The 23,917-nt window shown below is 41.1% G+C and carries 21 protein-coding genes; 17 read left to right on the top strand and 4 right to left on the bottom strand.

Features of this window, described 5'->3' with window-relative positions:
• The first annotated feature begins 16 nt into the window (after positions 1–16).
• From AC0YN7_RS06555 to AC0YN7_RS06565, 3 genes are all read left to right on the top strand, one after another.
• Entirely contained in the window at positions 17–325 is a 309-nt protein-coding gene (locus AC0YN7_RS06555) for an alpha-helical endospore appendage domain-containing protein (RefSeq protein WP_475809493.1), read from the top strand.
• Positions 325–597: a hypothetical protein gene (locus AC0YN7_RS06560; protein WP_475809164.1), complete on the top strand. Its 273-nt coding sequence runs from the start codon at positions 325–327 to the stop codon at positions 595–597. The genes AC0YN7_RS06555 and AC0YN7_RS06560 overlap by 1 nt, the downstream gene beginning before the upstream one ends.
• A gap of 233 nt (positions 598–830) precedes the next feature.
• A complete protein-coding gene (locus tag AC0YN7_RS06565) occupies positions 831–1,904 on the top strand; it encodes a glucose-1-phosphate thymidylyltransferase (protein ID WP_475809165.1) in 1,074 nt (357 codons plus the stop codon).
• An 86-nt stretch (positions 1,905–1,990) separates the two neighbouring features.
• Here AC0YN7_RS06565 and AC0YN7_RS06570 read toward each other — a convergent pair whose 3' ends face one another.
• Together AC0YN7_RS06570 and AC0YN7_RS06575 are read right to left on the bottom strand one after the other, a co-directional pair.
• On the bottom strand, positions 1,991–3,076 hold the full coding sequence (locus AC0YN7_RS06570; protein WP_475809166.1) for a glycosyltransferase: 1,086 nt from the start codon (positions 3,074–3,076) through the stop codon (positions 1,991–1,993).
• Positions 3,066–4,784, bottom strand: a complete 1,719-nt coding sequence (locus tag AC0YN7_RS06575; RefSeq protein WP_475809167.1) for a glycosyltransferase — start codon at positions 4,782–4,784, stop codon at positions 3,066–3,068. Before AC0YN7_RS06575 ends, AC0YN7_RS06570 begins: the two co-directional genes overlap by 11 nt.
• 253 nt (positions 4,785–5,037) lie before the next feature.
• On the opposite strand from AC0YN7_RS06575, the gene AC0YN7_RS06580 reads away from it, so the two are divergent.
• Genes AC0YN7_RS06580 through AC0YN7_RS06610 form a run of 7 tightly spaced genes read left to right on the top strand, consistent with a single transcriptional unit; the run spans position 5,038 to position 12,248 of the window.
• Positions 5,038–6,060 (top strand): CotS family spore coat protein, encoded by a 1,023-nt coding sequence (locus tag AC0YN7_RS06580; RefSeq protein ID WP_475809168.1) that lies wholly within the window; start codon positions 5,038–5,040, stop codon positions 6,058–6,060.
• Positions 6,057–7,133, top strand: coding sequence for a glycosyltransferase (locus AC0YN7_RS06585; RefSeq protein ID WP_475809169.1), 1,077 nt, complete (start codon positions 6,057–6,059; stop codon positions 7,131–7,133). The genes AC0YN7_RS06580 and AC0YN7_RS06585 overlap by 4 nt, the downstream gene beginning before the upstream one ends.
• A gap of 1 nt (position 7,134) precedes the next feature.
• Positions 7,135–7,980, top strand: coding sequence for a glycosyltransferase family 2 protein (locus AC0YN7_RS06590; RefSeq protein ID WP_475809170.1), 846 nt, complete (start codon positions 7,135–7,137; stop codon positions 7,978–7,980).
• Positions 7,977–8,798, top strand: coding sequence for a GT-D fold domain-containing protein (locus tag AC0YN7_RS06595; protein ID WP_475809171.1), 822 nt, complete (start codon positions 7,977–7,979; stop codon positions 8,796–8,798). Before AC0YN7_RS06590 ends, AC0YN7_RS06595 begins: the two co-directional genes overlap by 4 nt.
• Positions 8,795–10,126: a UDP-glucose dehydrogenase family protein gene (locus AC0YN7_RS06600; protein ID WP_475809172.1), complete on the top strand. Its 1,332-nt coding sequence runs from the start codon at positions 8,795–8,797 to the stop codon at positions 10,124–10,126. The genes AC0YN7_RS06595 and AC0YN7_RS06600 overlap by 4 nt, the downstream gene beginning before the upstream one ends.
• Positions 10,123–11,088, top strand: coding sequence for an NAD-dependent epimerase/dehydratase family protein (locus tag AC0YN7_RS06605; RefSeq protein ID WP_475809173.1), 966 nt, complete (start codon positions 10,123–10,125; stop codon positions 11,086–11,088). Before AC0YN7_RS06600 ends, AC0YN7_RS06605 begins: the two co-directional genes overlap by 4 nt.
• 38 nt (positions 11,089–11,126) lie before the next feature.
• Entirely contained in the window at positions 11,127–12,248 is a 1,122-nt protein-coding gene (locus AC0YN7_RS06610; RefSeq protein ID WP_475809174.1) for a YheC/YheD family endospore coat-associated protein, read from the top strand.
• A 108-nt stretch (positions 12,249–12,356) separates the two neighbouring features.
• Here the strand turns inward: AC0YN7_RS06610 and AC0YN7_RS06615 are convergent, their stop codons facing one another.
• Positions 12,357–13,364 (bottom strand): beta-ketoacyl-ACP synthase 3, encoded by a 1,008-nt coding sequence (locus AC0YN7_RS06615; protein WP_475809175.1) that lies wholly within the window; start codon positions 13,362–13,364, stop codon positions 12,357–12,359.
• Between the two features lie 161 nt (positions 13,365–13,525).
• Between AC0YN7_RS06615 and AC0YN7_RS06620 the strand changes: the two genes are divergently transcribed.
• On the top strand, positions 13,526–14,224 hold the full coding sequence (locus tag AC0YN7_RS06620) for a YhcN/YlaJ family sporulation lipoprotein (RefSeq protein WP_475809176.1): 699 nt from the start codon (positions 13,526–13,528) through the stop codon (positions 14,222–14,224).
• A gap of 102 nt (positions 14,225–14,326) precedes the next feature.
• On the opposite strand, the gene AC0YN7_RS06625 is transcribed toward AC0YN7_RS06620, so the two are convergent.
• Complete coding sequence (locus AC0YN7_RS06625; RefSeq protein ID WP_475809177.1) at positions 14,327–15,424, bottom strand: glycosyltransferase; 1,098 nt, start codon at positions 15,422–15,424, stop codon at positions 14,327–14,329.
• A 216-nt stretch (positions 15,425–15,640) separates the two neighbouring features.
• On the opposite strand from AC0YN7_RS06625, the gene AC0YN7_RS06630 reads away from it, so the two are divergent.
• The 6 genes from AC0YN7_RS06630 to AC0YN7_RS06655 all read left to right on the top strand — a co-directional run bounded on the left by AC0YN7_RS06630 (position 15,641) and on the right by AC0YN7_RS06655 (position 23,877).
• The gene (locus AC0YN7_RS06630; protein ID WP_475809178.1) at positions 15,641–16,954 is read left to right on the top strand and encodes a nucleotide sugar dehydrogenase; all 1,314 of its coding nucleotides are present in this window, start codon (positions 15,641–15,643) and stop codon (positions 16,952–16,954) included.
• Complete coding sequence (locus AC0YN7_RS06635) at positions 16,951–17,739, top strand: glycosyltransferase family 2 protein (RefSeq protein WP_475809179.1); 789 nt, start codon at positions 16,951–16,953, stop codon at positions 17,737–17,739. Before AC0YN7_RS06630 ends, AC0YN7_RS06635 begins: the two co-directional genes overlap by 4 nt.
• A 132-nt stretch (positions 17,740–17,871) precedes the next feature.
• The gene (locus AC0YN7_RS06640) at positions 17,872–21,675 is read left to right on the top strand and encodes a phospholipid carrier-dependent glycosyltransferase (RefSeq protein WP_475809180.1); all 3,804 of its coding nucleotides are present in this window, start codon (positions 17,872–17,874) and stop codon (positions 21,673–21,675) included.
• A gap of 56 nt (positions 21,676–21,731) precedes the next feature.
• Entirely contained in the window at positions 21,732–22,733 is a 1,002-nt protein-coding gene (locus tag AC0YN7_RS06645) for a glycosyltransferase family 2 protein (protein ID WP_475809181.1), read from the top strand.
• Entirely contained in the window at positions 22,711–23,154 is a 444-nt protein-coding gene (locus AC0YN7_RS06650; RefSeq protein ID WP_475809182.1) for a GtrA family protein, read from the top strand. The genes AC0YN7_RS06645 and AC0YN7_RS06650 overlap by 23 nt, the downstream gene beginning before the upstream one ends.
• Before the next feature lie 27 nt (positions 23,155–23,181).
• Positions 23,182–23,877, top strand: coding sequence for a class D sortase (locus AC0YN7_RS06655; RefSeq protein WP_475809183.1), 696 nt, complete (start codon positions 23,182–23,184; stop codon positions 23,875–23,877).
• Positions 23,878–23,917 lie beyond the last annotated feature (40 nt).

Genomic DNA, 23,917 nt, shown 5'->3' on the forward strand with positions numbered 1-23,917 from the left:
GGAGGCTGTGGTAGTGATGAATCGCAAAGAAGCTTATATGCGCATGCTTGGGTCTACGGTCGATATGCAGCAGAGCATAGCTTTAATGCTGGAAGCGAAGGCTATAGAGGCAGAGAAAATGCGCAGCTGGTTTTGCAACCATCAGCATAGTGAAAACTCACAGCAAATCCAGCTAAATCAATCCTTGCAAATACATGAACAGGTGGTTCAACTCATTGATGGCATTACAAAAGTTAATTTAGGTATGGTCTCAATCATGAAGGTTGTGCTTCAAGGGGATGAGGAAGGGCATAATGACTCTTTTTCATTTGGCGATACTAACTAATGGATAGCGATAAGCTGGAGCGTGAGGCGAGAACAGCCCTCCTGGTTTCATTGGCGAGAAGCCTGCAGGCGCTTGCCAGAGTGTTGGAGAGTATAGCTGATATTGGGGAATGCTCGCCTGAAACAGCTAAGCTATTGCGAGATAATATGCATTCATTAACCGCGATGCAGGAATCGATTACGGAGATGATAGCAGGTTTAGGTAGGCGAAAACGAGCTAGGCGGAGTACGAGGCCGAGTGAACCATGGCTGCAGCCCTGGTTGCGGCTATAGGATTTTTGAAGAGAAGAATTGGTTTCAATTAAAGGCTTTAGGTATTTATGTCCTTGGCCTTTTTTTGTTGTTTACGAATCTATTATTTTATGACTGTTTACAAATCATTCTAAAAATTAGATTTTCAATCCCAAGACAAGTACCGTGCCAACTAGAAACTTTCTTCCATATAGTAGGAAGACGAAAGAACTAATTCAAGCTAGGCATGACTGTATAATGGGAGGTTTTTTATTTTGAAAGGCCTGATTTTATGTGGTGGATTAGGTTCTCGATTGCGTCCTTTGACGTTTTCTCGACCAAAGCATCTTTTGCCATTAATGAACAAGTCTGTTATATTCTATGGAATCGAATTAATGATCCAGGCCGGCATTACTGAGATTGCAGTTGTTGTTTCTCCGGTATACCGGAAAATATTTGATGAAGCATTGAAAGGCGGCGCGCCTTGGGATATTACCATTTCTCTAATCGAACAGCCTGAACCAAGAGGATTGGCTGACGCCATTAGAGTAGCAGAATCCTTTATTCAAGAGGATGATTTTCTTTTATATTTAGGTGACAATATAATTGACGGTTCACTCCAGCCGCTTATTGACAAATTCGAGCATGAAAATTTGGACGGATTGATATCGGTGAGCCTCGTGGAAAACCCAGAGCAATTCGGTGTTGTTCAACTGGATGGGGAGAAAATCGTTAAAGTAGTAGAGAAACCTAAAAATAGTTTAAGTAATTTAGCTATAAATGGCGTTTATTTGTTTCGGAATTCCCTTTTTGGCGCAATTGAGAAAATTGTTCCATCATTACGGGGGGAATATGAGCTAACCGATGCGATTCAACAATTGATTGATGACGATTATCAGCTGGGTGTATTTCGATCCCCTTATTGGTGGAAAGATACTGGACAGCCAAAAGATTTGCTCACGTGCAATCAGTATTTTCTGCAAAAAATAAAAGGTCTTCATATTCAAGGGGAAGTCGACCTGAGTTCTAGTGTCTCATCACCAGTTATAATCGGAGAAAACGCGAAAATTATTAATAGCATTATTCGAGGCCCAGTCATTATTGGTCCAAATACGATTGTAGAAAACTCCTATATTGGCCCGTACACATCGATTTCTGAGCATGTGTCTATTTATAATTGCGAGCTTGAAAATAGCATTATTTTAGAGAATACTGTACTTCAGAACATTCCGGATCGCATTGATGAAAGCTTAATAGGCGGAGAAGTGAAATTGATGGGAAAATCGCAGCAACCGAAGCGGGTTCAGCTGTGGGTAGGGGATCATTCTCAAATCAATTTCCCTTCTTAAATAAAATATTTCGGGTGGCTTACTCCAAAATTAAAGGATGGCGGTACAGGAATAGCTCCTGCACCGCCATTTTTTCATGTATGCATTCAATTTTCTAATTTATTTAAAATGACTTCATCATAATACTTCTGTTGTGTTTTCAATTGTGTAGCGAGATTAAAGTCTGCTTCTATTTTCCTACGTGCGTTTTCGCCTATTTTTTCCCATTCACTTGGGTTTTTTATTAACCATTTCATAGCCTTTGCCAGCTCATCAACGGATCCTTCAGGGACCAGAAGTCCAGATGCTTTGTGTGTGACGAGCTCTGGGATTCCGGCGTGGATTGTTGATATAACAGGCATTCCAGTAGCCATTGCTTCTTTTAGCGTATTAGGAATTCCCTCTTGATTCCCGTCCATATCTGTAACGCTTGGGGCACAAAATATATGAGAGCTGTAATAATTTTTTTGAATTTTTCGGTAGGTGACCCATGATAAGATTTTCACATTTTTTTCAAGGTGGAATTTTTTAATAAGGTTGCGATATTCAGCTTCGCATGGCCCTGCGCCTATTAATAATAATTCGAGCTTCTTATGCTTTTTGTTTACATCTGCAAAGGCACGAATCAAGTTGGAAAAACCTTTTTTCTCGACAAAACGTCCAATCGCCAAAAAACGTATATTTTTCTGATCTTCTATTGTGCGAGGCTTGTATTTGAATCGATTTAAATCAGTGCCCCCATACAATACGCGAATCTTATGCTCGGGACATCCTAATTTAATGATTTCTTGTTTAAGATGCTCACATACCGGTAAAAAAAGGTCAGCAGTTACAAACAAACTTTTCAAACGTTCTAAATTTTTTTCTTTTTTAGGATAAGCGGTAGCATCCTTCCCGCGGAAGCTGACGAACAATGGAATTCCGTATTGATCTTTCAGAAATTGAAATTTTGGAGCTAGAGAACCATGGTGAACATGAACGCCTACGACATTAGCATTTTTTAATAGGCTCGGATTTTGTTTAATTGCTTTTAATGAGAGAACAGATGTAAAAGGAGATTGATCAACGTACTCCGAAGGATTATTCGTTATCATAATCCCTCGATATCCATTAACCTTGTTAACTTGGTCTGCTACATGCCCGTCATCTAATGAGTATTTATGATGCAAAATAGCAGGTAATTCAGTTGACATCTATTGTTCCTCCCCTTTTGTATAGCTTCTTAGCAGCTTTTCTTATGATAGAGTGACGTTTACTTCCTGGGATTCTCTTGCGATGATGCCTGCGATATACGGATAATGGTTTCTTTTGGCAGCTTCCAGGATAATAGCATGCTAAACGAAGCCACATATCCCAATCCTGTGAATAGCGGTATTTCCCGTTAAATAGTCCAGTTTGATCAAAACAATCTTGATGAATAACAACAGTTGAGGTTCGGATAGTAATTTTCCGCTTGTATAGGTGATCGCGGAACTTTTTTAAATTTGGATAGCTTTTGATATTACGAATAAGTCTTCTTCTTCGCCCTCGTCTAATATTGTAATACCAGCTATATAAAAAATTGCAATTTTGATTGCTCATCAAAAAATTTTTATTCTCATTTAGTTTGTTAGGGAGGAAGCGATCATCAGAGTCCAAGAAAGCGATATATTTACCTCTTGCTGACTGAATCCCCGTGTTTCTTGCTTCGGAAGGTCCTTTGTTTTTTTGACGGATATATCGAACCTGATCCCCGAAGGATTTTACTATTTTCGAGGTTTTATCCGTTGAACCATCATCTACAACGATAATCTCATAATCATTGCAGGACTGTTTCAGAACACTCTTAATAGCTTTTCCAATAAATTGCGCACGGTTATAAGTAGGAATTATAACGCTAAAGAAAGGCTTTTTAGATTCTTTTTGTTCATGGGCTTTGATTACTTGATCAAAGAGCCGTTCTAATCTCTCTGTTTGTATGTCCCGATCGAAGTCTGCCTCGATTTTTAATCGCGCATTTAATCCGAGCTCTTTCCAAGTATCTGGATGACTCATTAAATGAATGAGTTTCCTCGTCAGTCCATTAATATCATTTTCAGCAACCAGATGCCCTGTTTGGCCATCTTCAATCAATTCAGGAATTCCCGAATGAAACGTTGATACAACGGGCAGTCCACATGCCATAGCCTCTTTGATTGCATTGGGAATGCCTTCTATGTTTCCTGCTCGATCTTTCAAGCTTGGAAGGCAAAAGATATGTGCCTGCTCCAAAAGTTTTGCTACTGCATGGTGAGGGAGAGCACCCAAAAACGAAACATGGTGTTCTAGGCTCAATTCTTTTGTTAATCGCTTTAATTTTTTTGCCAGCACACCGTCTCCAACTATGCTTAGCTGGGCTTGCGGGAATGCTTTATGAACTTGCTGAAAGGCTTTAATTAGTAGATCTGCACCTTTCTTTTCGACCAGCCTGCCAACATAAACGATCCGAACCTGACCATCCTCAGGGAAAAAACGTTCTTTGAAGGCAAATTGCTTTAAATTGATTCCACTGTATTGGACAGCAATTTTATTTGCTGGGCAGCCATGTTTAATTAAATCGTATTTCATCGTATGACAAGGGACAGTAAAGTAATCTCCTATAGAAAATAGACGCAGCAAAGATTTCATATGCTTTTTCATATTATCGGCGCCAGGCGAGTCGCACCCATGAAAGGAAGTAACGAGTGGAATGGTCCACTTTTCTTTTAATGGAATCATTTTGATGCCTGACGTCCCGAACCGCGCATGAATCAGTTTAAAATAGCGGTTTTGAAGCATGGATTCCAATTTGCGATTATTGGGGGAGATTATTACGTTTTTATGTGGGAAACGTGTTTTGTTTCTTCTCTTCTCACAAAAAATGTAAGGCTCATAACGTTTCATCTGCTGGATCTCACCGTAAATGAAAGTTTCACTGATCGGCAAAAAAACGGAACGGACAACCGCGATGTTGTTCAGAAAGTTTACCTCCCTTGATGTTTTATGCATTCCTCCTTAATTTATGATGGGTTACTGCAGGATGTATAGACAACCGTGTAGTTAGGGGCAGCGTTTCGAGAAAAGAACCTTTTTGCCCACGCTTTTTATATGATTTCGCATAGTGTGGTAAGAAGAATCGGTAAGGAAGAAAGGAAACGTGAGCGAAATCGAGAGACTAAAACGGAGGGTAGAAAAAGACTTTGGGATTAAAATCAAGAAATGGGATGTCATCAAGGACGAAAAAAAATCCAGCTATGTCGCTCGTATTATCACCGAGAAAGGTGAGAAATATGCTCTGAAAAGCTTATATATATCACCAGAACGACAGCTGTTTATCGCTAAATCGGAGCAGATGCTGTTAGAGAGAGGTGTTGAGTTAGCCCAGCCGACACCGACCTTAAAAGGTGATTTGTATACGAATTATAACGATGATCCATACGTCTTATATGAATGGGTGGATGGAAAAAGTACGCGATTACGTCATCTGGATGATCTTGAAACAATCGTAAAGGTAATGGCGAAATTTCACCATGCATCTCGTGAACTGGATTATCCCTCGGGTGTAAAAGTATATGAACACCCTCATTGGATGAATGAATACGAAGACCGTCTAAAGTCGATAGAACGCTGGTATAAAAAGCATAAAGCCGTGAAAAATCAGGCAGAAGCAATTATTAACAGTGAAATTCCTTTTTTTCAAAAGATGGCGAAGAAGGCACTGAAAGCTCTGAAAAGCAGCCGATACGATGAATACATGAAGGGACTTGTTTCTGCCAAAAGTCTAGTGCATGGCGACCTACATCACAATAATCTGATTGATGGGAAAGCTGCGGTTACACTGATTGATTTTGAAGATATTCGCTATGATCTTCCCTCAAAGGATTTAATTCGCACGTATAGTATGTACACCAAAAATCGCCCATTTGTAGGGGAAGAATTCGATAGCATGATGAAGACATATGAACGTTATCATTCACTTTCTCCAGAAGTCAAACAGCTGGTCTTCATAGACTTGCTGTTTCCGCATATTTTCGAGAGGATGCTTCGCAAAAAAAAATATGTCGGAATGAGCAAAGATGAGCTAAAGCATAGGATCAAACAAGAAAAGAAAAAAGTATCGTATATATACAAACATTTTATTAAGACCAAAGGTACCCTAGAAGGTGAGGGACAGTATTGAATAAAATCGCATTTGTCCGCATGCGTTACCTTCCTCCATCTGAAACATTTATTTATGAAGAGCTGAAAAATATTACAGATTACAAGCCAATCGTGTTTACACGAAAAAAAATGAATGTGAATCGATTTCCCTTTCCTAGAATAAAAAAATTGCCTCATAGTCAAAGGGGAATCGTGAAAGTATTCAGAAGAAAAAAAATCAAGCTAATACACGCCCGTTTTGGAAATGCAGGGGTCCGTTTGCTCCGGGTTAAACAAAAGCTTCGAATTCCTATGTTAACGTCGTTTCATGGTTTTGACTTACCTGCAAAAAGGACGAAGAAAAAAGATTATCACCGTAAGCTGCCTAAATTACTCAGAGTCGGTAATAAATTTACAGTACCCTCCCGTCATATGAAGCGGCAGCTAATTAAATGGGGATGCCACCCGCAAAAAATTAAAATTATGTACAGCGGTATTGATTTAAATAAGTTCCAATATACGAAGCGTGAACAAAAAAAAGAAGGGATAACGATCATTGCTGTCGGACGTCTTCATCCTAAAAAGGGGTTTCCCTATTTGTTGAAGGCTTTCAAAATGGTGCGTGATCGCTATTCCTCTTGCAAACTCATCATTGTAGGTGATGGGGATGAGAAAAAGAAAATAAAACGTCTCATTTCAAGGTTGAAGCTTGAAAAATATGTTCAAATGGAAGGGCTAGTCGCCCACAGCAAGCTATCCGAATTTTTGATTCAAGCGGATATTTTTTGCCTGCCCAGCGTAACGACGAAGAATGGAAATCATGAAGGTATTCCAAATGCTATTAAAGAAGCGATGGCGACGGGTATTCCTATCGTTTCTACTCGACATGGTGGCATTCCGGAATTGGTTACTGATGGAAAGGAAGGATTTTTGGTTCCTGAAAAAAATACGAAGATGCTGGCGGAAAAGATCAAGCTTTTAATAGAAAATCCCATATTAAGGGAGGATATGGGCAAGAAGGGACGTGAAAAAATAGAACAACAGTTTAATTCGGCGAAGCAGGTCCGGAAATTGGAGGAAATATACAGCGATTTAATTAGAAAGGGGCGATGATTTGGATACAAACAATGCCGTGAGTCAAGTTGATAAAACGAGTGAGGTAGCCGGCCTAGATTCCGCGCTAGTTACAGTGGTAATTCCAACGTATAACCGAGCGAAGTTTTTAAAGAGGGGAATAGAAAGTATATTAGGGCAAACGACCAAAAGATGGAAGCTTTTAATAGTTGACGATGGCTCAAAGGACAAAACGAACAAGGTAGTTAAAGACTACTTAAATGATCCAAGAATCCGTTATGTGAGGTTGAAGAAAAACAAAGGCGTGTCCTATACGTTGAATCACGGCTTGTCGTTGGTGGATACACCTTATTTTTCGCAGCTGGATGCAGATGATTGGTATGAGCCAAATACACTTGAAACCTGTTTGAACAAAATGGAGAAGTCAGGGAAAAGAACAGCCTTAGTGTATGGACATGAGAAAGTATGGAAGTCTGGAAAAAGGGGTAAGGTCAGGTATATTGAAAAGAAAAAAAAGCAGAGAATTACAAGCAAATATAAATTTATTACTTATCATCCAATGATTTATCCTCGTTTTTACCGCACAGAGGCACTTCGCAAAGTTGGAGGCTGGTCAACAAGAGTTCCGCAAGGTGGCCGTTTTGCAGAGGATAGACAAATTCTGCTTAAGCTTGCCGGACGTTATTCCTTTAAAATAATCAGAGAAAGCTTATATAACCGTTTAAAGCATAAAAATAATAATTCTAGAATAGACAATCGTCATAAGTATGCCAAGGTTACAAGATATTTGTACAAAAGCGCATTAAAGCGTTGGGGAAACAAGTACAAAGCAAAATTCACTTGGGTTAAAGGTCGGCTTAAAGTAGGCAGGTTGATCAGAAAATGACGATAGATGAGCAGCTAGAGACTGCTTCGAGCAGTCAAACGGAAGAAAAGTGGTTAACGACATTGGAAGTGATTGAAGAGATTGGCAGGGCTATGGAGGAGAAAACGCCTCTCTCCATCATCCGGATAGGTGACGGTGAAAACATCTGTCTAACCCAGTACAAAGTATGGCCTATTCAAAAAACACTTTCAACACGATGGGGCAGACTGTCTCGCAGCACCAATTGGAAAGGAGTTCGGCTGCCGAATATTAAGCTTCGCGATCAATTGATAGCAGCGATTGCAAAAGCGGATATTGTCGGTATTCCTTACTACGATGATAAGGAGATACTGGCCAGACAGCGATATTTACGTCCCTTGACTGACACTTGTTTTGAAAAATACAATCTGCACCCTAAGCGGCTTTGTCATACCTTCGTCAATCGTCATATGGTCGAACACGTTCAGTTTTGGGAGCTGTTAAGGGGTAAAAAGGTGGTAGTCATTTCCCGCTGGGCCGATGATTTCAAAAACCTATTAAAAAGCAGATACGAAGCGTTCGACATTAAATTCGTCAAGACGATTCAGATCAATCGTTATGAAGAGATTTCAAAAGTGAAGCAGAAGATGAAAGAAATAGATTGTGATATCGTATTTATTTCCGCAGGAGTTAATGCAGTTATATTGGCGCAGCAGCTCGCGGAGGAACAGAAACGAATTGCGATTGATTTTGGGAAATCAGCGATATTCATGATTAAAGGGAATCAAAAAGTTAAGTCGTGGAATCCCAGAAAGACAGATAACAACAAGGAGTCAGCAGAAAGGGGAGAGCAGACTTGAAGATCACCGTCATTGGCTCGGGATATGTTGGTACGACGACAGCGCTTGTATTAGCTTATCTCGGTCATGATGTCATCGGCTACGATGTCGATAACGTCAAAGTGGAGAGGCTAAACGATGGAATCCTTCCATTTAGTGAACCTGGTTTAGAGCCCATGCTGAAGGAGCTGCTGAAAGACAATCGGATCGTGTTCACTTCAGACAGCAGGGCTGCGATTATTCATAGTGAAATTTTAATGATTTCTGTAGGCACGCCTTCAACCTCAAACGGAAACGCTGATTTAAAATATGTTCATCAAGTGCTGGACGTCATCGCCGAACATATTAATGCTCCAAAGGTTATCGTGACCAAAAGCACGGTGCCCATTGGAACGAATCGGTGGATGAAGCAGCAATTAACTGACAAAATAAATACAAGCAAGTTTCCGATAGAAGTGATATCAAACCCTGAGTTTCTACGTGAAGGTAATGCTCTTCATGATTCGCTTCATCCTTCCCGAACAGTAATCGGCGGGGGGGATAAAGAGGCAATAGAAAAGGTGAAACAGCTATATACTCCCCTGCAAACCACGTATTTTATATGCAACTATGAAACGGCTGAGCTTATCAAATACGCCTCTAACGGATTTTTAGCCGCTAAAATCTCATATATTAATGAAATTGCCCGATTAGCTGACCTGGTTGGCGCGGATATTGGCGGAGTTGCAGCGGGAATGGGAATGGACCCTCGAATATCTCCACATCATTTGTATGCAGGGATCGGTTATGGAGGCTCTTGTTTCCCTAAAGATGTTAATGAACTTCTTTATCTTGCAAAGCAGAGGAATGTAAATTTGAGCTTGCTGGAGCAAGTAAAACGTATCAATGATTCACAAATCGATTGGTTTATCCAGAAGATACAAACCATGCTTCCTCTGAAAGGAAAAAGGGTGCTTGTACTCGGTGTGACCTTCAAGGAAGATACAGATGATCAGCGGGAGTCTCCAAGCATTAGCATAATTGAGCAATTGCTAGCGAATGAGATCGATGAAATTAGAGTGATAGATCCTACAATTTCTTCAGTAGATCAAATTCATTGGACAAAAGCGCTTGATGACCGTGATAAGGCGAAAATCAAAATAGTCACGGTGGACGACGAAGCTGCAACTGGTGTTCATGCTATCCTGTTAACGACATCATGGTCGCAATTTTCCTCATATCCTTGGCAAGAGTGGGTTAAGAAAACGGATAATCCTTATTTATTTGATGGAAGAAATTTTCTTAACTCGGAGGAAATGCGTCATTTTGGTTGGAAATACGTTGGTGTTGCTCGGGGGGAATTGACATGAACATTGTAATTACAGGTGTAGCTGGGTTTATCGGGTCACATTTATGCGAGGCCTTGCTGAAGCAGGGCCATAACGTGCTAGGATTTGATCATATAGAGCAAAATCCAGACCGAAATATTAAAGATGACAATATGAAGAGGATGCTGCTGCATCCTAATTTTAAATGGCAGGCTGTTAACATGTTAAATGCTGATCTGGAACGTCTGCTTGATGATGCTGATGTGGTTTTTCATTTAGCGGGAATAGCAGGTGTACGAAATAGTTGGGGATCAACATTTGGAGACTATTTGCAAGCAAATATTTTGTTGACTCAAAAAATTGCGGAAGCATGTAAAAAATCCACGAGGTTAAAAAAGTTAGTTTACGCTTCTTCTTCCTCCGTCTACGGAGGCGGTTCCGGACAATACAGTACAGAGCAATCACCAACCAAACCGATTTCCCCCTATGGATTGACAAAATTAGCAGGAGAGCAACTTTGTTCTCTATACCATAAACAATACGGCCTGCCATACTCGGCAATGAGGTATTTTACCGTATACGGTCCGAGACAGCGTCCAGATATGGGCTTTCACCGGTTTATGAAAGCCGCGTTGCTGGATCAGCCGTTAACAGTTTATGGAAATGGTGAACAAACACGTGATTTCACTTACGTAGAAGATGTAGTGAAAGCTAATATAGCCGCGATGAATTATGGAACGCATGGGACCGTATTTAATATAGGAGGAGTTGAAACAGCATCCGTTAATGATGTCATTCAGAAAATTGAAAGACTGTCCGGAAAAAAATTACGGTTAACTTATTTGCCAGAGCAGGCAGGCGACCCTTTTACTACACGAGCGGACATTTCACTCGCTCGAAGCGAGCTCAGCTACAATCCGATCATATCCCTCGACGAAGGAATGGAAAAACAATGGCGTTATATTTCCATTCTTTACGGTCACGGAAACGTGGAGGGCATATAATATATCAAAAATATTTTATTATGATCGGAGGATAAGCGATGATCGGAATACTGTATCCTCATTCGATGCTACGCCGATTAATCAAAGGTATACGCAGCTTTGAAAAGCCTGCTTTTTATATCGAAACGGCTCATCAAACAGGAGAAGAAATCATTTTTTTTTCATTGCTTGATATCGATTGGGATAAGGGGAAAGTCCGAGGCTGGAACGGAACAGATTCGGCTCGATTAAAAACAGCACTTCCTTCCGTCATTATAAATCGAACAAGGACGAATAACTCCTATTCTATTAATAAGATTAAAAAACTAAAAAAAATGGGGAAAATCGTCTTCAACGAGCAAAATATCATTTCCAAGCTGGACATTCATCACATTTTGGCTAAAGAAAAAAGGCTGCTCCCACATCTTCCGGATACAGAATCAGTAACGCATCAATCAGTGAAGGAACTTTTAGAAAAGAACAAAGACACGTATTTATTTCTAAAACCAAGCAAATTATCCGTTGGAAAAGGAATCATACGTATTCGTAAAGAGAATGAAAAAACGGTTGCTGAAATCAATGTGCTTGGACGGACTAGACGAAAAAAAGTTAGTATTGATCAAATTATTAAAATGATCAAAAGAAAGAAACAAAAATATTTGGTGCAGCGTGGAATTACGTTAATGCCCTACCATGGTAAACCAGTTGATTTCCGAGTATCCGTACAAAAGGACGGAAGAGGCCGCTGGAATTATACGGGTATAGTCGGCAGAGTCGCGAAGAAAGGTTCGATTGTTACAAATCTTCATTGCGGCGGCCAATCGCTGAAGGCGGAGCAGCTGTTTGAGAAATGGGGTTGGAATGGACCTGTTATTGAAAGAAAAGTGGCAAAGCTAGCATTGCGAATTGCAAAAACGATTGAAAAGGAGCACCCTCATATTGCCGACCTGGGAATGGACATTGCGCTGGATGAACAGCAGCATCCTTGGCTTATTGAGGTTAATTTTCGCGATTTGAGGATTACGTTCCGAGATGCAGGTGAAAAGGAAAAGTGGCGGGCAACCTTTGCCAACCCTGTTCGTTATGCAACATATCTCAATAAGCAGCTGAAGGAAAAAGCACAAACAAAAGAGTACGAGAGCTCAAAGTTGGAAAATGAGGCAACGGCACAAATTGTTTAATTAAGAAAACCCCTTGCAAGAAGCTTATTAGGATGTAATCCTGTCAGTTTCTTGCAAGGGGTTATTTGCTTATCGCGTAATTAGAGGTTCCAGCACTGCTTATTTCGTCTATAAAGACCACCTAATAATGACTCCAGATTGTGTTAAGCCTCCTCCGAAGCCAAATAAAAGCATGAGCTGATTGGGCCTCAGGGTGCCCGCTTGAAGGGCTAAATCGATAGCTAGAGGTATCGAAGCGGCTGATGTATTGCCGAAATGTTTAATGCTGGTTAACGTATGATCAAGGCTAAATCCGGTTCGTTCACAAAGCGCTTCGATAATACGCATATTGGCACTATGAGGGACGAACCAAGCGATGTCCTCAACCGTCAGCTTACTGCGTTGCAGCATCTCATTCACACTAGCTGCTACTTGACTGACGGCCCACTTATAAACTTCACGACCATTTTGCACGATAAAACCGTTCATATCAATAGCATGTTCGCCGATAGCGGGTGCAAGGCTGCTGCGATAAAGAAGATGACCGCGAGAGCCGTTCGTACTAGAATACACCCCGAGTATATTGCCCGAATCTTCTGCAGCTGCCTCCATTAGCACTACTCCTGCTCCGTCACCAAACAATATACACGTTGTACGATCTGTGTAGTCCGTAATTTTGGATAGGGCTTCTGCCCCAATTACCAATATTTTATTATATGCACCTGATAATAGAAGCCCATTAGCAAGCTGTATAGAAGCGGTGAAACCTGCGCATGCTGCCTGCATATCGATTGCTCCGCATCCTGTAATTCCAAAATGACCTTGCACTTGTGATGCTACACTGGGGAAGGTTGAATCTGGCGTTGAAGTAGCCACAATAATGTAGTCAACATCGGAAATGTTAACGTTATATCTATCAATCATATTTTGTACAGCAGCAAAGCATAGATCACTCGTATATTCGTTGCTGGCTGCAATTCGTCGTTCATGAATACCGGTGCGCTGCACGATCCATTCATCATTCGTTTCGACCAGCTTCTCTAAATCAGCATTCGTTAGTATGCGTTCAGGTACATATGAGCCGATGGCGGTAATGACAGCATTGGAGCGAACGGCGTATTGACTTTGTTCAGACATATCAGATCACGCATCCTTTCATAATTAGTACCTAGTACTAGTATCTGATACCAATTTACTTCATTGATTTGATTTTGTCAATGCGTGTATAGCCAGTATGATCACTGCAAACGCTAAGAGCAGGCCTGTAGTCTGATCAAACCTAAATGGAGGATGGCTAAATGCGCAAAATAATGGCGGTTCTGTCCGCGGCTTTACTACTTAGTACTATGCTGACGGGATGCAGCGACAAGTTAGGGGATTTGGGAAATAAAAACATTCGTCAAAATAAGATTCGATATGATGCCAATGGCAACCTCATTAAGGCTCAGCGCTCCACGAAGGACCAAGCATATGAAATGAATCAAGTTGATGGTCAAGCAGGCGGCCAAGTAAATGGCAATAAATCGAAAAGAAACAATGTGCGCGGTTCACATAAAAATTATCGGATGGAAATGAGTGAAGCAATCTCTGAGCAAATTTCTAAATTGGAAATGGTAAAACGATCCTACGTCATGTTGACTGATCAAAATGCCTATGTCGCGGTATCGCTAGCTGAAGGTGAGCTAAAAGGAGATAAGCATATGATGAGTAGATCAAATACGGAGTCCTTAGGTAAAGACAGCATAAATTGGAGTAAAAGAATGAGCAGCCTTTCAACGGGACAAGATAAGCTGACGGAACAAATGAAAGAAAAAATTACGGATGAGGTCAAGCGCTTGAAACCAAGTGTGGAGCACGTGTATGTATCGGCAAATCCAGAGTTTGTCGGACGTATGAATGCCTATATGAATGATGTGAAGCTTGGACACCCCATACAAGGTTATATAGCAGAATTCAACGCACTAGCTGAACGAATCTTCCCTCCAAAGTCGATGTAAATAGATCTTTTATGACAGTATTGCAAAATGCACCTAGCGTGAGTGGCTTAAGATGTAGTCTGACCTACATACGCCATTATCGCGCAGGTGCATTTTTCATAATTATTTTAAGCTCCTTCTACTCCTTCTTATTCTAGATCTATGCTTCGTGTAACCAAAGTTAGAGTCTACATATTTTATAGCTTTTTTCACTTGCCTTTCATAAAACTCGGAATCAGACATCAGTCTTTGAATTTGACTTTCTACCTCGGAAGGCTTTGCATAGAGGGCTGCTTCTCCAAACAACACTTTGTAGTTATATGGAAGAATAACAGGTACGCCAACTGCCATTGCTTCGAAGATAACGCGTCCGAAAGCTTCTACGCAGTCTGGATGAGTGAAATAAACAAATACATCAAGCTCTGATAAAAAAGCTTTGGGAGAGCGTTTTCCAAATTTGAGCACACGCCAATTTTCCGGCAATTTGCCTAGCACTTTTTTTGGAATTTCTGCTCCGCCTAGAACATGTATTTCATACTTAGGTGATGTAGGATATATATTCAACAAATCAGTAGAATTGTTAGGCCACTTCACGAGCCCATCTCTTGAATGTCTGCCTATTTTAATAACATTGTTTTGTTTCGGACGGCTTTTCCTTCTCCATTCTCTCGTGTTAATAATATTTACCCAATCAGTTGACGCTAATTGAATAGATTTTAATTGATTTGGATGATGCTTATGAAGGGTTGATCTGACCTGAGGGCCGATAGGATGCCAAATGCCCGCATGACCAAAATAATGTTTAACCCGTTGATCGCACTGCCTGATATTATATACAAGCTTTCCTCTTTTGCCGTAATCTACTCTAGGTGTTTGATTAACAATAATGTGTATCTTCTTCGCTACAATGTTGGGTTTATAACGCTTTTTCACTTGAAGCACTCTAGGGTGCCTAATAATAAGCACATCACAGGAAACCTTAGAGTTATAAGCCAGCATTTTAATTCGTCTTCTATCAATCATATATTTAATTTTCTTATTGATTACTCTAGCGCTTTTTCTCCCATTACTCGGCATGTGTATGAGGCCAGTCTTTAATCCAGCTTGTCTTTGCACTTTCATTTCTTCAATATTTGATGAGGTTGTTCCTCCCGGAAGACCAAAGTTGGACATCAGTATAATGTCGAAATGCTCACGGGGGCTACTGAACTTCCTTCTCATCTCAAGACCACATCCCTTTCATTTAATCGCGGCAGATTCCTTCATTCTATGCTGCTGAACCATTGCCTGTGTAAGACAAATGCTTGGGTCAGAGTCAAATGGTTATCTATCATGTTGTAAATCACTACTTGGCTAATTGTCCAATCTTTTTAATTCGCTTCTTCATATACTATCGAATCTAATTTAGTTGCTAGAAAGAGGGCGAGATAGTAGATTATGACAGATGAATTAATAATGAGAACAAATGATGAACAGCGTACAGTAGCAATAATGGGTCTGGGTTATGTCGGTCTTCCTTTAGCATTGCTATTTGCACAAAAGGGATTTCATGTGCTTGGCATCGATTTAGACCAACATAAAATTGAAAAGCTAAACAAAGGGCAGAGCTATATATTAGAAATCGCAGATCAGGAGATTCAGACTGTCCTTCACTCAAAACGCTTTACGCCCACTGATCAGCTCAGTATGATGGAGGCTGCTGAAGCCATTATCGTTTGTGTACCGACACCGCTCTCCTCCTATGGAACACCAGATTTGAGTTATTTGACAGAAGCTGCATTGCAAATAAGCGGTTATTTGAAAAAAGGACAGCTTGTTATTTTAGAGAGCTCCACATACCCTGGGACGACAAGAGAGGTTCTTCTGCCCGTTTTAAGTAATTCAGGATTAAGGATTGGTGTAGATTTTTTTGTCGCTTATTCCCCTGAGCGGGTGGATCCTGGCAATAAGAAGTACCCTATGGAAAGTATTCCAAAGGTAGTAAGCGGAATAACCGAAAGCTGCTTGGACAAAGTAGAAAAGCTATATCAGCAGTTATTTATTAAAGTCCATCCCGTCTCTTCAACGGACGCGGCAGAAATGACGAAGCTGCTGGAAAATTCATTTAGATTAATTAATATATCGTTTATCAATGAGCTGGCGATGATATCTGATGTTCTAGGCCTGAATATATGGGAAATTATAGGCGCGGCAAGTACAAAGCCATTCGGCTATACCGCCTTTTATCCGGGTCCGGGAATTGGGGGACATTGCATTCCTGTAGATCCTTCTTATTTGGTATGGAAAATTAAACAGTACGGGATCAATTCTGAGTTTATTCAAATTTCAAATGCTGTTAATCAAATGATGCCGATGTACGTGGTGCAGCAGCTTAAACGGCTGCTCGCTCCTAAGCCGCTCTCTAGCGCTAATCTGATGGTTTATGGGGCTGCTTATAAGCCTGACATCGCCGACTATAGAGAGTCCGCTTCAATTGAACTGATTGAGCTTCTACAGATTGAAGGTACTGCAGTGGTATATCATGATCCATATATACCTTCCATTCAAGTAGGAGGGCACAAGCTAGAAAGCGTTGATCTTACGGAAGAAACATTATCGGGGGTAGACTGCGTTATTATTGCAACGGATCATTCCAATCTGCCGCTGCCCTTGCTGACTAATTACACGTCTCTTATTTATGACACTCGAAATGTAACGGAAGGAGTAACCGGAAATGCTAAAATTGTCAGACTTGGAGGAGGCAATCCATGACAGGGAAACAGGAGCTTTCAGAAAGCCTGGATGCCGCTGCTCCAAAGCAGTTGCCGAAGGAAGAGGAAGCTCACTCAACTAGGAAGACAATAAAGGGTATTTCAATTATTTGTGTAACAAACAGGCCGGAATTTATGGAACCATTATTCAAAAACTATATCCGTCAAAATTTTAAGAGGAAAGAATTGATCGTTATACTAAATAACGATAGCATGAGCATTAACAGCTACAAGCGGTATACGAAGAAACTGAAACGAATAACTATCCTCCAGCTGCCGGAGAAATGGTCGTTAGGCAAATGCTTGAATGAAGGAATTAGTAGAGCTCGGTACGATATAATAGCAAAATTTGATGATGATGATTTCTATTCCTCGCATTACTTAACAGAAGCCATTAAAAAATTCGACCAATCCAATGCAGATATTATTGGAAAGAATAAGTTTTTCATGTATTTTTTGCAATCGAAAAAGCTTATGCTGGCCAAAATGCCGAATGTTAACCGTGTTGCGGGAGCGACTATATTATTTAAGAAGGAGATTCATCTGAACGTTCCTTTTATTGATCTGCCTAAAGGAACAGATATGCGGTTTTTAAGAGATTGCATCAATAAAGGTTACAAGATCCAATCTACCAGCTTTTATAATTTTGCTGCTTTAAGAAGGGCTGATCAAAGCACGCATACCTGGAAAGTAAGCGCGAGGACGAAACGGCTGCTCCGTGTGAAGTTTGTCTCTCGAACGGATCGGTATAGAAATTTGGTAAGCCAATCGGTTACAATTAAATAAGGATGGCATTTGCCATCCTACCGGTTTTTTTTGTACATTCATTGACCAAGTCGTTTTCATCCTTTACAGTGATAGTGTGTTTATATGTAAAATAAAGGTTTCTTATTCTTTAGATTTGAGGTGAGCATTAAAATGAGCTTTAAACTGTACTCTCGAACAATAGCCGCAGTCATTCTACTTTTCATGATGTGGCCCGCTGTTATGAGCAGCGCTGCTGATAATTTGCTGAAGAATGCAGGCTTTGAGCAAGTAACAGCAGATGCACCTGATGCTTGGGTCCATGAGGAATGGAGCAAGGATGATGGTTTAAGCGTTTTTTCAATTGAACGAGAGGTTGCTCATTCTGGCTCTAATTCTGTTTCTATACATAATGCAACAGCTGACCATGCGCGATGGATTCAAACGATAGAAGTCAAGGAGAAAAGTATCTATCGTATATCGGGGTACGTCCTAGCAGAAGGAATCAATGAGGATGCCATGGGAGCCCATTTATTCGTTGAGGGGGTAGCTGTATCCTATCCTCAAGTAAAGAATACGAACGGGCAATGGCAATACGTCGAGTTCTATGGGAAGACGAGCAAGAAACAAAAGGAAATCATTGTCGGTGCCAGCCTGGGCGGATACGGAAGTGTCAACACTGGACAAGCTTTCTTCGATGATTTAAAGGTTGAAAAGGTATCCAGTGCACCAGCAGGGACGGAAGTGTTCTCACTCGCAACAACTACTGTGACCGATACGGAAGCGGATGCTAGCAAGCCTGTATCGGTTATTTCGTATCTTTTGTACGCGATGATGTTCGCCATTCTATTTGGAGTCATTTACAATAAGGTAATAAGGGATAGGAACTGGTTAGATCAGAGGAAAGCTATGTATCCAATTGCTTTTGCCGCTGTTTTTTTGGTCGCATTAGCGCTTCGATTATGGATTGCCGTATCTAATAAAGGTTATGAGAATGATATCGCTTTGTTTATGGCATGGGCTGACCACGCGGCTAATAGCGGTCTGTCTAAATTTTATAATACTGGCATGTTTGTAGATTATCCGCCTGGCTATATTTATATTTTATATATATTGGGCTCTATTAAAAGCATGCTTGCTCTGAATTCAAGCTCGGCTCAAGCGCTTCTCTTGTTTAAATTACCCGCAATTATAGCAGATTTAGCTGCTGCCGCTTATATATATGTTATCGCGAAGAAGAAAGTAAGCTACGCGGTTTCTCTAGGTCTTGCGACCCTTTATCTCTTTAATCCTGCTGTTATCGTTGATTCTGCGGCTTGGGGACAAGTAGATGCTGTGTTTGCGTTTGTACTTATTCTATCCATTCACGGCATTTCGGAAAATCGCATAAGAAGCGCATCGATTTGGTATGCGATTGCCGCGTTGATTAAGCCACAGGCGTTCATCTTTATGCCGGTGCTGCTTATCGCACTCTATTATCGTCGTGACTGGAAGCAAGTTGCGCTCAGCGCGTTTTATGGCTTTACTACATTCATTTTACTTGCACTTCCGTTTTTTGGAGGCGAGGGCGGGCTTAAGACGCTTATCGCTTTGTATAAAGGGACGCTTTCCTCGTATCCTTATGCGACATTGAATGCATTTAATATTTATGCGCTCAGCAATGCCAACTGGAAACCGCTGGATCAGGAATGGTTATTTCTAACCTTCAAAACTTGGGGAACGATATTTATTTTTGTCGCGGTCGCGCTAGCTATTTATTACTCATGGAGAAAGAGGGACAGCAGAGGAAGTGATCGGTCCTTTTATATTGCGATGCTTCTAATCAGTATTGTATTTCTCTTCGTGACCAAAATGCATGAGCGTTATATGTTCCCTATTCTTCTACTCAGCCTATTCACTTTTATTCAAACTCTTGACCGAAGAATGCTGCATCTGTTTTTTGGATTTAGTGTGACCAATTTTATAAACATTTCATATGTATTGGCGTACAGTGAGACAACAACGAAGCTGCCAATGGACGGGTTTGTTATAGTGGGATCCATAACGAATATAGGGCTGCTGCTTTATATGCTGTATATCGGATATGATATTTATAAAAGAGGAGCAATTAAAGAGGTCGAGATCGTTACAGACGAAGTAAAAAGCGTTGCGGATCATCAAGCCTTGCAGCCATTTAAGCTGGATTCGAAGGAGAGCGTTAAACAGAAGGGTAAGCGGCTAGATCGCAAAGACTGGCTGTGGATGGGAGCTATTACGCTATTGTATGCGATTGTAGCCATATCTAATCTCGGCGCGATGAAGGGGCCTGAAACGGCTTGGCAGCCTTCAAGCAGTGCTCAAAGCTTCTATGTAGATCTAGGAGAGAACAAGCAGATTGAGCGAATTAATAACTTCGGCGGGGTCGGCACAGGCAAATTCAACTATGAATTTAGTGTCGATGGAACAAATTGGGGTAATAAGACGGATGTAGAAAATAGTCATACCGCCGTGTTTACTTGGAATACTCAAAACGTAGCTGTTGAAGCGAGATACGTTAAGTTAAACGTTCAAACAAGTGGTTTTTCTATGCATGAGCTTGCGATTTATGAGCAAGGCAGCGAAACTCCGCTGCCAATTACTGCTGTTCATGCAGAACAAGCATTGGAAGCTAAGCGCGGGAGCGTACAGCTGCTTTTCGATGAGCAAAGTAAAGCAGAATATCAAGCTACCTATATGAATGGCTCTTATTTTGATGAAATATACCACGCTCGTACAGCCTATGAGCATATTGAACATATTGTAGCCTATGAGAATACACATCCGCCGCTGGGTAAAATAATAATAGCGCTTGGTATTAAGTTATTTGGTTTAAATCCATTTGGATGGCGGATTGCGGGCACTGTCTTCGGTATTTTAATGCTGCCTATTATGTATTTGTTTGCAAGAAGCTTATTTAAAAATCGGAGCTACGCTATTTTAGCAACTTCGTTATTCGCGGTTGATTTCATGCACTTTACACAAACGAGAATCGCAACAATTGATGTTTACGGCGTGTTCTTTATTATGCTGATGTTTTATTTTATGCAAAAGTATCAGTCGCTCAGCTTTTACCGTGTTAAGCTTGGCGCAACACTAATGCCGTTGTTTTTAGCCGGTCTGTTTTTTGGAATTGGAGTTGCTTCAAAGTGGATTGTTTTATATGGCGGCGCAGGTCTAGCGATTATACTAGCTCTATCGCTTTATGATCGCTACAAGGAATATGCTGCTGCAAGGCGGGTACTTCGCAAAGGGAGCGAGTTATACAATAAAGAGAAGCTTCTGCATATCGTTAACGTTTTTCCGAGAAATACATTGATTACTTTAGCCAGCTGCCTTATTTTTTATATTGCGATTCCTCTAATAATATATAGTTTGTCCTACATTCCGGTACTTACGGTTATGGATGAAGGGTATACTGTTAAGAATCTTGTAGACTACCAGAAGCATATGTTTAGTTATCACAGCAATCTTGTCTCGACACATCCATTCGCTTCGACCTGGTGGGAGTGGCCGTTTATGAAACGGCCTGTCTGGTATTATTCCGGTGACAATATGCCGGCTGGACAAGCCTCGACTATTGTGGCGATGGGTAACCCGCTCATTTGGTGGACAGGTATTCTTGCCATGCTGCTAACCATTTGGGTAAGTATTAAACGCAAAGATAAATCGATGTATATCGTATGGATTGCTTTCTTAGCGCAGTATGTGCCATGGATGCTAGTGACTCGGTTAACTTATCTTTATCACTACTTCGCAATGGTGCCGTTTATTATTCTTAGTCTTGTATACTTGTTTAAAATAATGGAAGAAAAGAAACCAGGCTTTGTCAAAATACGATATCTGTATTTGACGGCGGCTGTAATATTATTTTTATTATTTTATCCAGCTTTATCCGGCTTGCCCGTCCAGAAGTGGTATATCATGTATGTGCTGCGTTGGTTCCCAAGTTGGTTATTTTAGCTAAGAGCATGCTGGAAGTTGCTATTCTTGTCGGAAAACTTTAAGGAGGTTCAAGGATGAACCAGTCAGCTGTAAAATATAGCATCATTGTGCCTATGTACAACGAAGAAGAGGTTATTGATCATACCTATAATCGACTAAAGCAAGTGATGGATCTGACGAAAGAGCCATACGAGCTTGTATTCGTTAACGATGGAAGCAAAGATCGAACGGTTGATCTGGTTACGATGATATGCCAATGCGACCCAAATGCTCGACTCATTAATTTCTCACGCAACTTCGGTCATCAAATCGCCATCTCTGCGGGTATGGACTACGCGCAGGGTGATGCAATAGTCGTCATCGACGCGGATCTCCAGGACCCCCCTGAGGTCATCTTAGATATGATTGCAAAGTGGAAGGAAGGATATGAGGTCGTATATGGGAAGCGGCTGAAACGAAAAGGGGAGACCTTGTTCAAGAAAGCGACCGCTAAGCTGTTTTATCGCTTATTGCGCAGCATGACAAATGTCGATATACCGATCGATACCGGAGATTTCCGCTTGATTGATCGAAAGGTATGTGACGTACTCCGCAGCCTGAAAGAAAAGAATCGCTTCGTTAGAGGGTTGGTAAGCTGGATAGGCTTTAGGCAAACGATGGTTGAATATGTGCGTGAGGAACGGTTTGCCGGAGAAACGAAGTATCCGCTTAAGAAAATGATTGGCTTTGCGGTAGACGGTATTACGTCCTTTTCCTACAAACCTCTCAAAATTGCTACCTATGTAGGTTTTGCCTTGTCTATTTCAAGCTTTATCTACTTAGTAGTCGTAATTTTTCAGAAGCTCGTTACAGGTGGCACCGTAGAAGGCTGGGCATCCATAGTTGCTGTAAATTTATTATTTAACGGCATTATTCTAATGCTGCTTGGCGTTATCGGAGAATACATCGGCAGAATATATGATGAATCCAAGAATCGACCGTTGTATATCGTTCGTGAGGTGCAGGGATATCCCGAGCAAAAGGGGAATGCCTCAAGCGTGGAAACTGGCGCGGATGGCGTTAAGAAATATGTTTGAACCAAGCAGAAAAGCATTGGCGATTCAATTCGTTAAATTTAATTTGGTGGGACTTTTGAATACAGCTATTGATTTTATTACGTTCACTTTACTCAGTTGGCTGGGTGTATCCATAATTCTGGCTCAAATTGCTGCATACGGCGCCGGAATGATTAATAGCTATATATTGAATAATAAATTCACATTCGCAAAGAGCGGGAGTTCAACATCTTACTTCAAGGATTGGAAAAGAAGCTTGCGTTTTATAGTATGGAATCTAATTTTACTCGGACTTTCTCTATTAATGCTATCGGCTTTAACTATGTTTTGGAGCATCGATAAGTTTGTAGCTAAGGTCGTTGTAACAATCGTTATAGTCGGCATTAATTTCTACGGCAGCAAAAGATGGGTTTTTGTCACAAAAGCATCATCTTCAGGCTGAAGTTAGTTCGGTATTGGGAGTGAAGCCATGAGGAGAATATTGTCTTATACATTAGTCATTCTTGGTATTTTGGTGCTGCTGTATCCGAAAGCAAACGAATGGTATGGAAATAGGCAGCAGGAAAAGCTGATGGCGGAATGGGAAGAGTCGAGTTTTGATGAAACGGCTCAGCAGCCAGTTCAGCAGCAATATGAGCAGCTGACAGCCTTATTTGATGAGGAGAATATGAACGAGGAACCTGAAGCTGCGGCAGTAACACAAGACCCATCGACCGTACCAACCCCATTACCGACGTCATTGCCATCGCCAACTCCAATAACAGCAGCTCCCAAGCAAGTATCTATTGCGACCCTTAAGATCGATAAGATAAAGCTGAAGCTTCCTGTTGTTGAAGGCGCGACGCAAAAAAATTTGAAGGCAGCCACAGCCCATTTGAAGGAAACGGCGGCTATCGGGCAAGTAGGGAATGCAGCCATTGCAGGGCACCGTATGCGCACTAAAGGAAGGCTGTTTAATCGCTTAGGCGAGATCGAGGTCGGTGATAAGATTGTTGTAGAGACGAAGTCGGGAACGTACACCTATACCGTATATAAAGTATCAATCGTTGAACCGACAGACGTCTCTGTTCTCAATTACAACAAAAAAGACAAGCTGCTCACACTGATTACATGCGACCCCATCGTTAATCCAACCCATCGGTTGATTATCCACGCAAAACTGTAAGTCATCGAGTGCCCATTTTAGCTGATAAAAGCACCATTGC

The organism is Paenibacillus sp. J31R122 (assembly GCF_056269185.1).

Excerpts from the sequence above, each read along its gene's own strand:
- AC0YN7_RS06555 (WP_475809493.1), top strand. The coding sequence starts at position 17 with ATGAATCGCAAAGAAGCTTATATGCGCATGCTTGGGTCTACGGTCGAT.
- AC0YN7_RS06560 (WP_475809164.1), top strand. The coding sequence starts at position 325 with ATGGATAGCGATAAGCTGGAGCGTGAGGCGAGAACAGCCCTCCTGGTT.
- AC0YN7_RS06570 (WP_475809166.1), bottom strand. The coding sequence starts at position 3,076 with ATGTCAACTGAATTACCTGCTATTTTGCATCATAAATACTCATTAGAT.
- AC0YN7_RS06575 (WP_475809167.1), bottom strand. The coding sequence starts at position 4,784 with ATGAAACGTTATGAGCCTTACATTTTTTGTGAGAAGAGAAGAAACAAA.
- AC0YN7_RS06595 (WP_475809171.1), top strand. The coding sequence starts at position 7,977 with ATGACGATAGATGAGCAGCTAGAGACTGCTTCGAGCAGTCAAACGGAA.
- AC0YN7_RS06605 (WP_475809173.1), top strand. The coding sequence starts at position 10,123 with ATGAACATTGTAATTACAGGTGTAGCTGGGTTTATCGGGTCACATTTA.
- AC0YN7_RS06610 (WP_475809174.1), top strand. The coding sequence starts at position 11,127 with ATGATCGGAATACTGTATCCTCATTCGATGCTACGCCGATTAATCAAA.
- AC0YN7_RS06615 (WP_475809175.1), bottom strand. The coding sequence starts at position 13,364 with ATGTCTGAACAAAGTCAATACGCCGTTCGCTCCAATGCTGTCATTACC.
- AC0YN7_RS06620 (WP_475809176.1), top strand. The coding sequence starts at position 13,526 with ATGCGCAAAATAATGGCGGTTCTGTCCGCGGCTTTACTACTTAGTACT.
- AC0YN7_RS06625 (WP_475809177.1), bottom strand. The coding sequence starts at position 15,424 with ATGAGAAGGAAGTTCAGTAGCCCCCGTGAGCATTTCGACATTATACTG.
- AC0YN7_RS06630 (WP_475809178.1), top strand. The coding sequence starts at position 15,641 with ATGACAGATGAATTAATAATGAGAACAAATGATGAACAGCGTACAGTA.
- AC0YN7_RS06635 (WP_475809179.1), top strand. The coding sequence starts at position 16,951 with ATGACAGGGAAACAGGAGCTTTCAGAAAGCCTGGATGCCGCTGCTCCA.
- AC0YN7_RS06640 (WP_475809180.1), top strand. The coding sequence starts at position 17,872 with ATGAGCTTTAAACTGTACTCTCGAACAATAGCCGCAGTCATTCTACTT.
- AC0YN7_RS06645 (WP_475809181.1), top strand. The coding sequence starts at position 21,732 with ATGAACCAGTCAGCTGTAAAATATAGCATCATTGTGCCTATGTACAAC.
- AC0YN7_RS06650 (WP_475809182.1), top strand. The coding sequence starts at position 22,711 with ATGGCGTTAAGAAATATGTTTGAACCAAGCAGAAAAGCATTGGCGATT.
- AC0YN7_RS06655 (WP_475809183.1), top strand. The coding sequence starts at position 23,182 with ATGAGGAGAATATTGTCTTATACATTAGTCATTCTTGGTATTTTGGTG.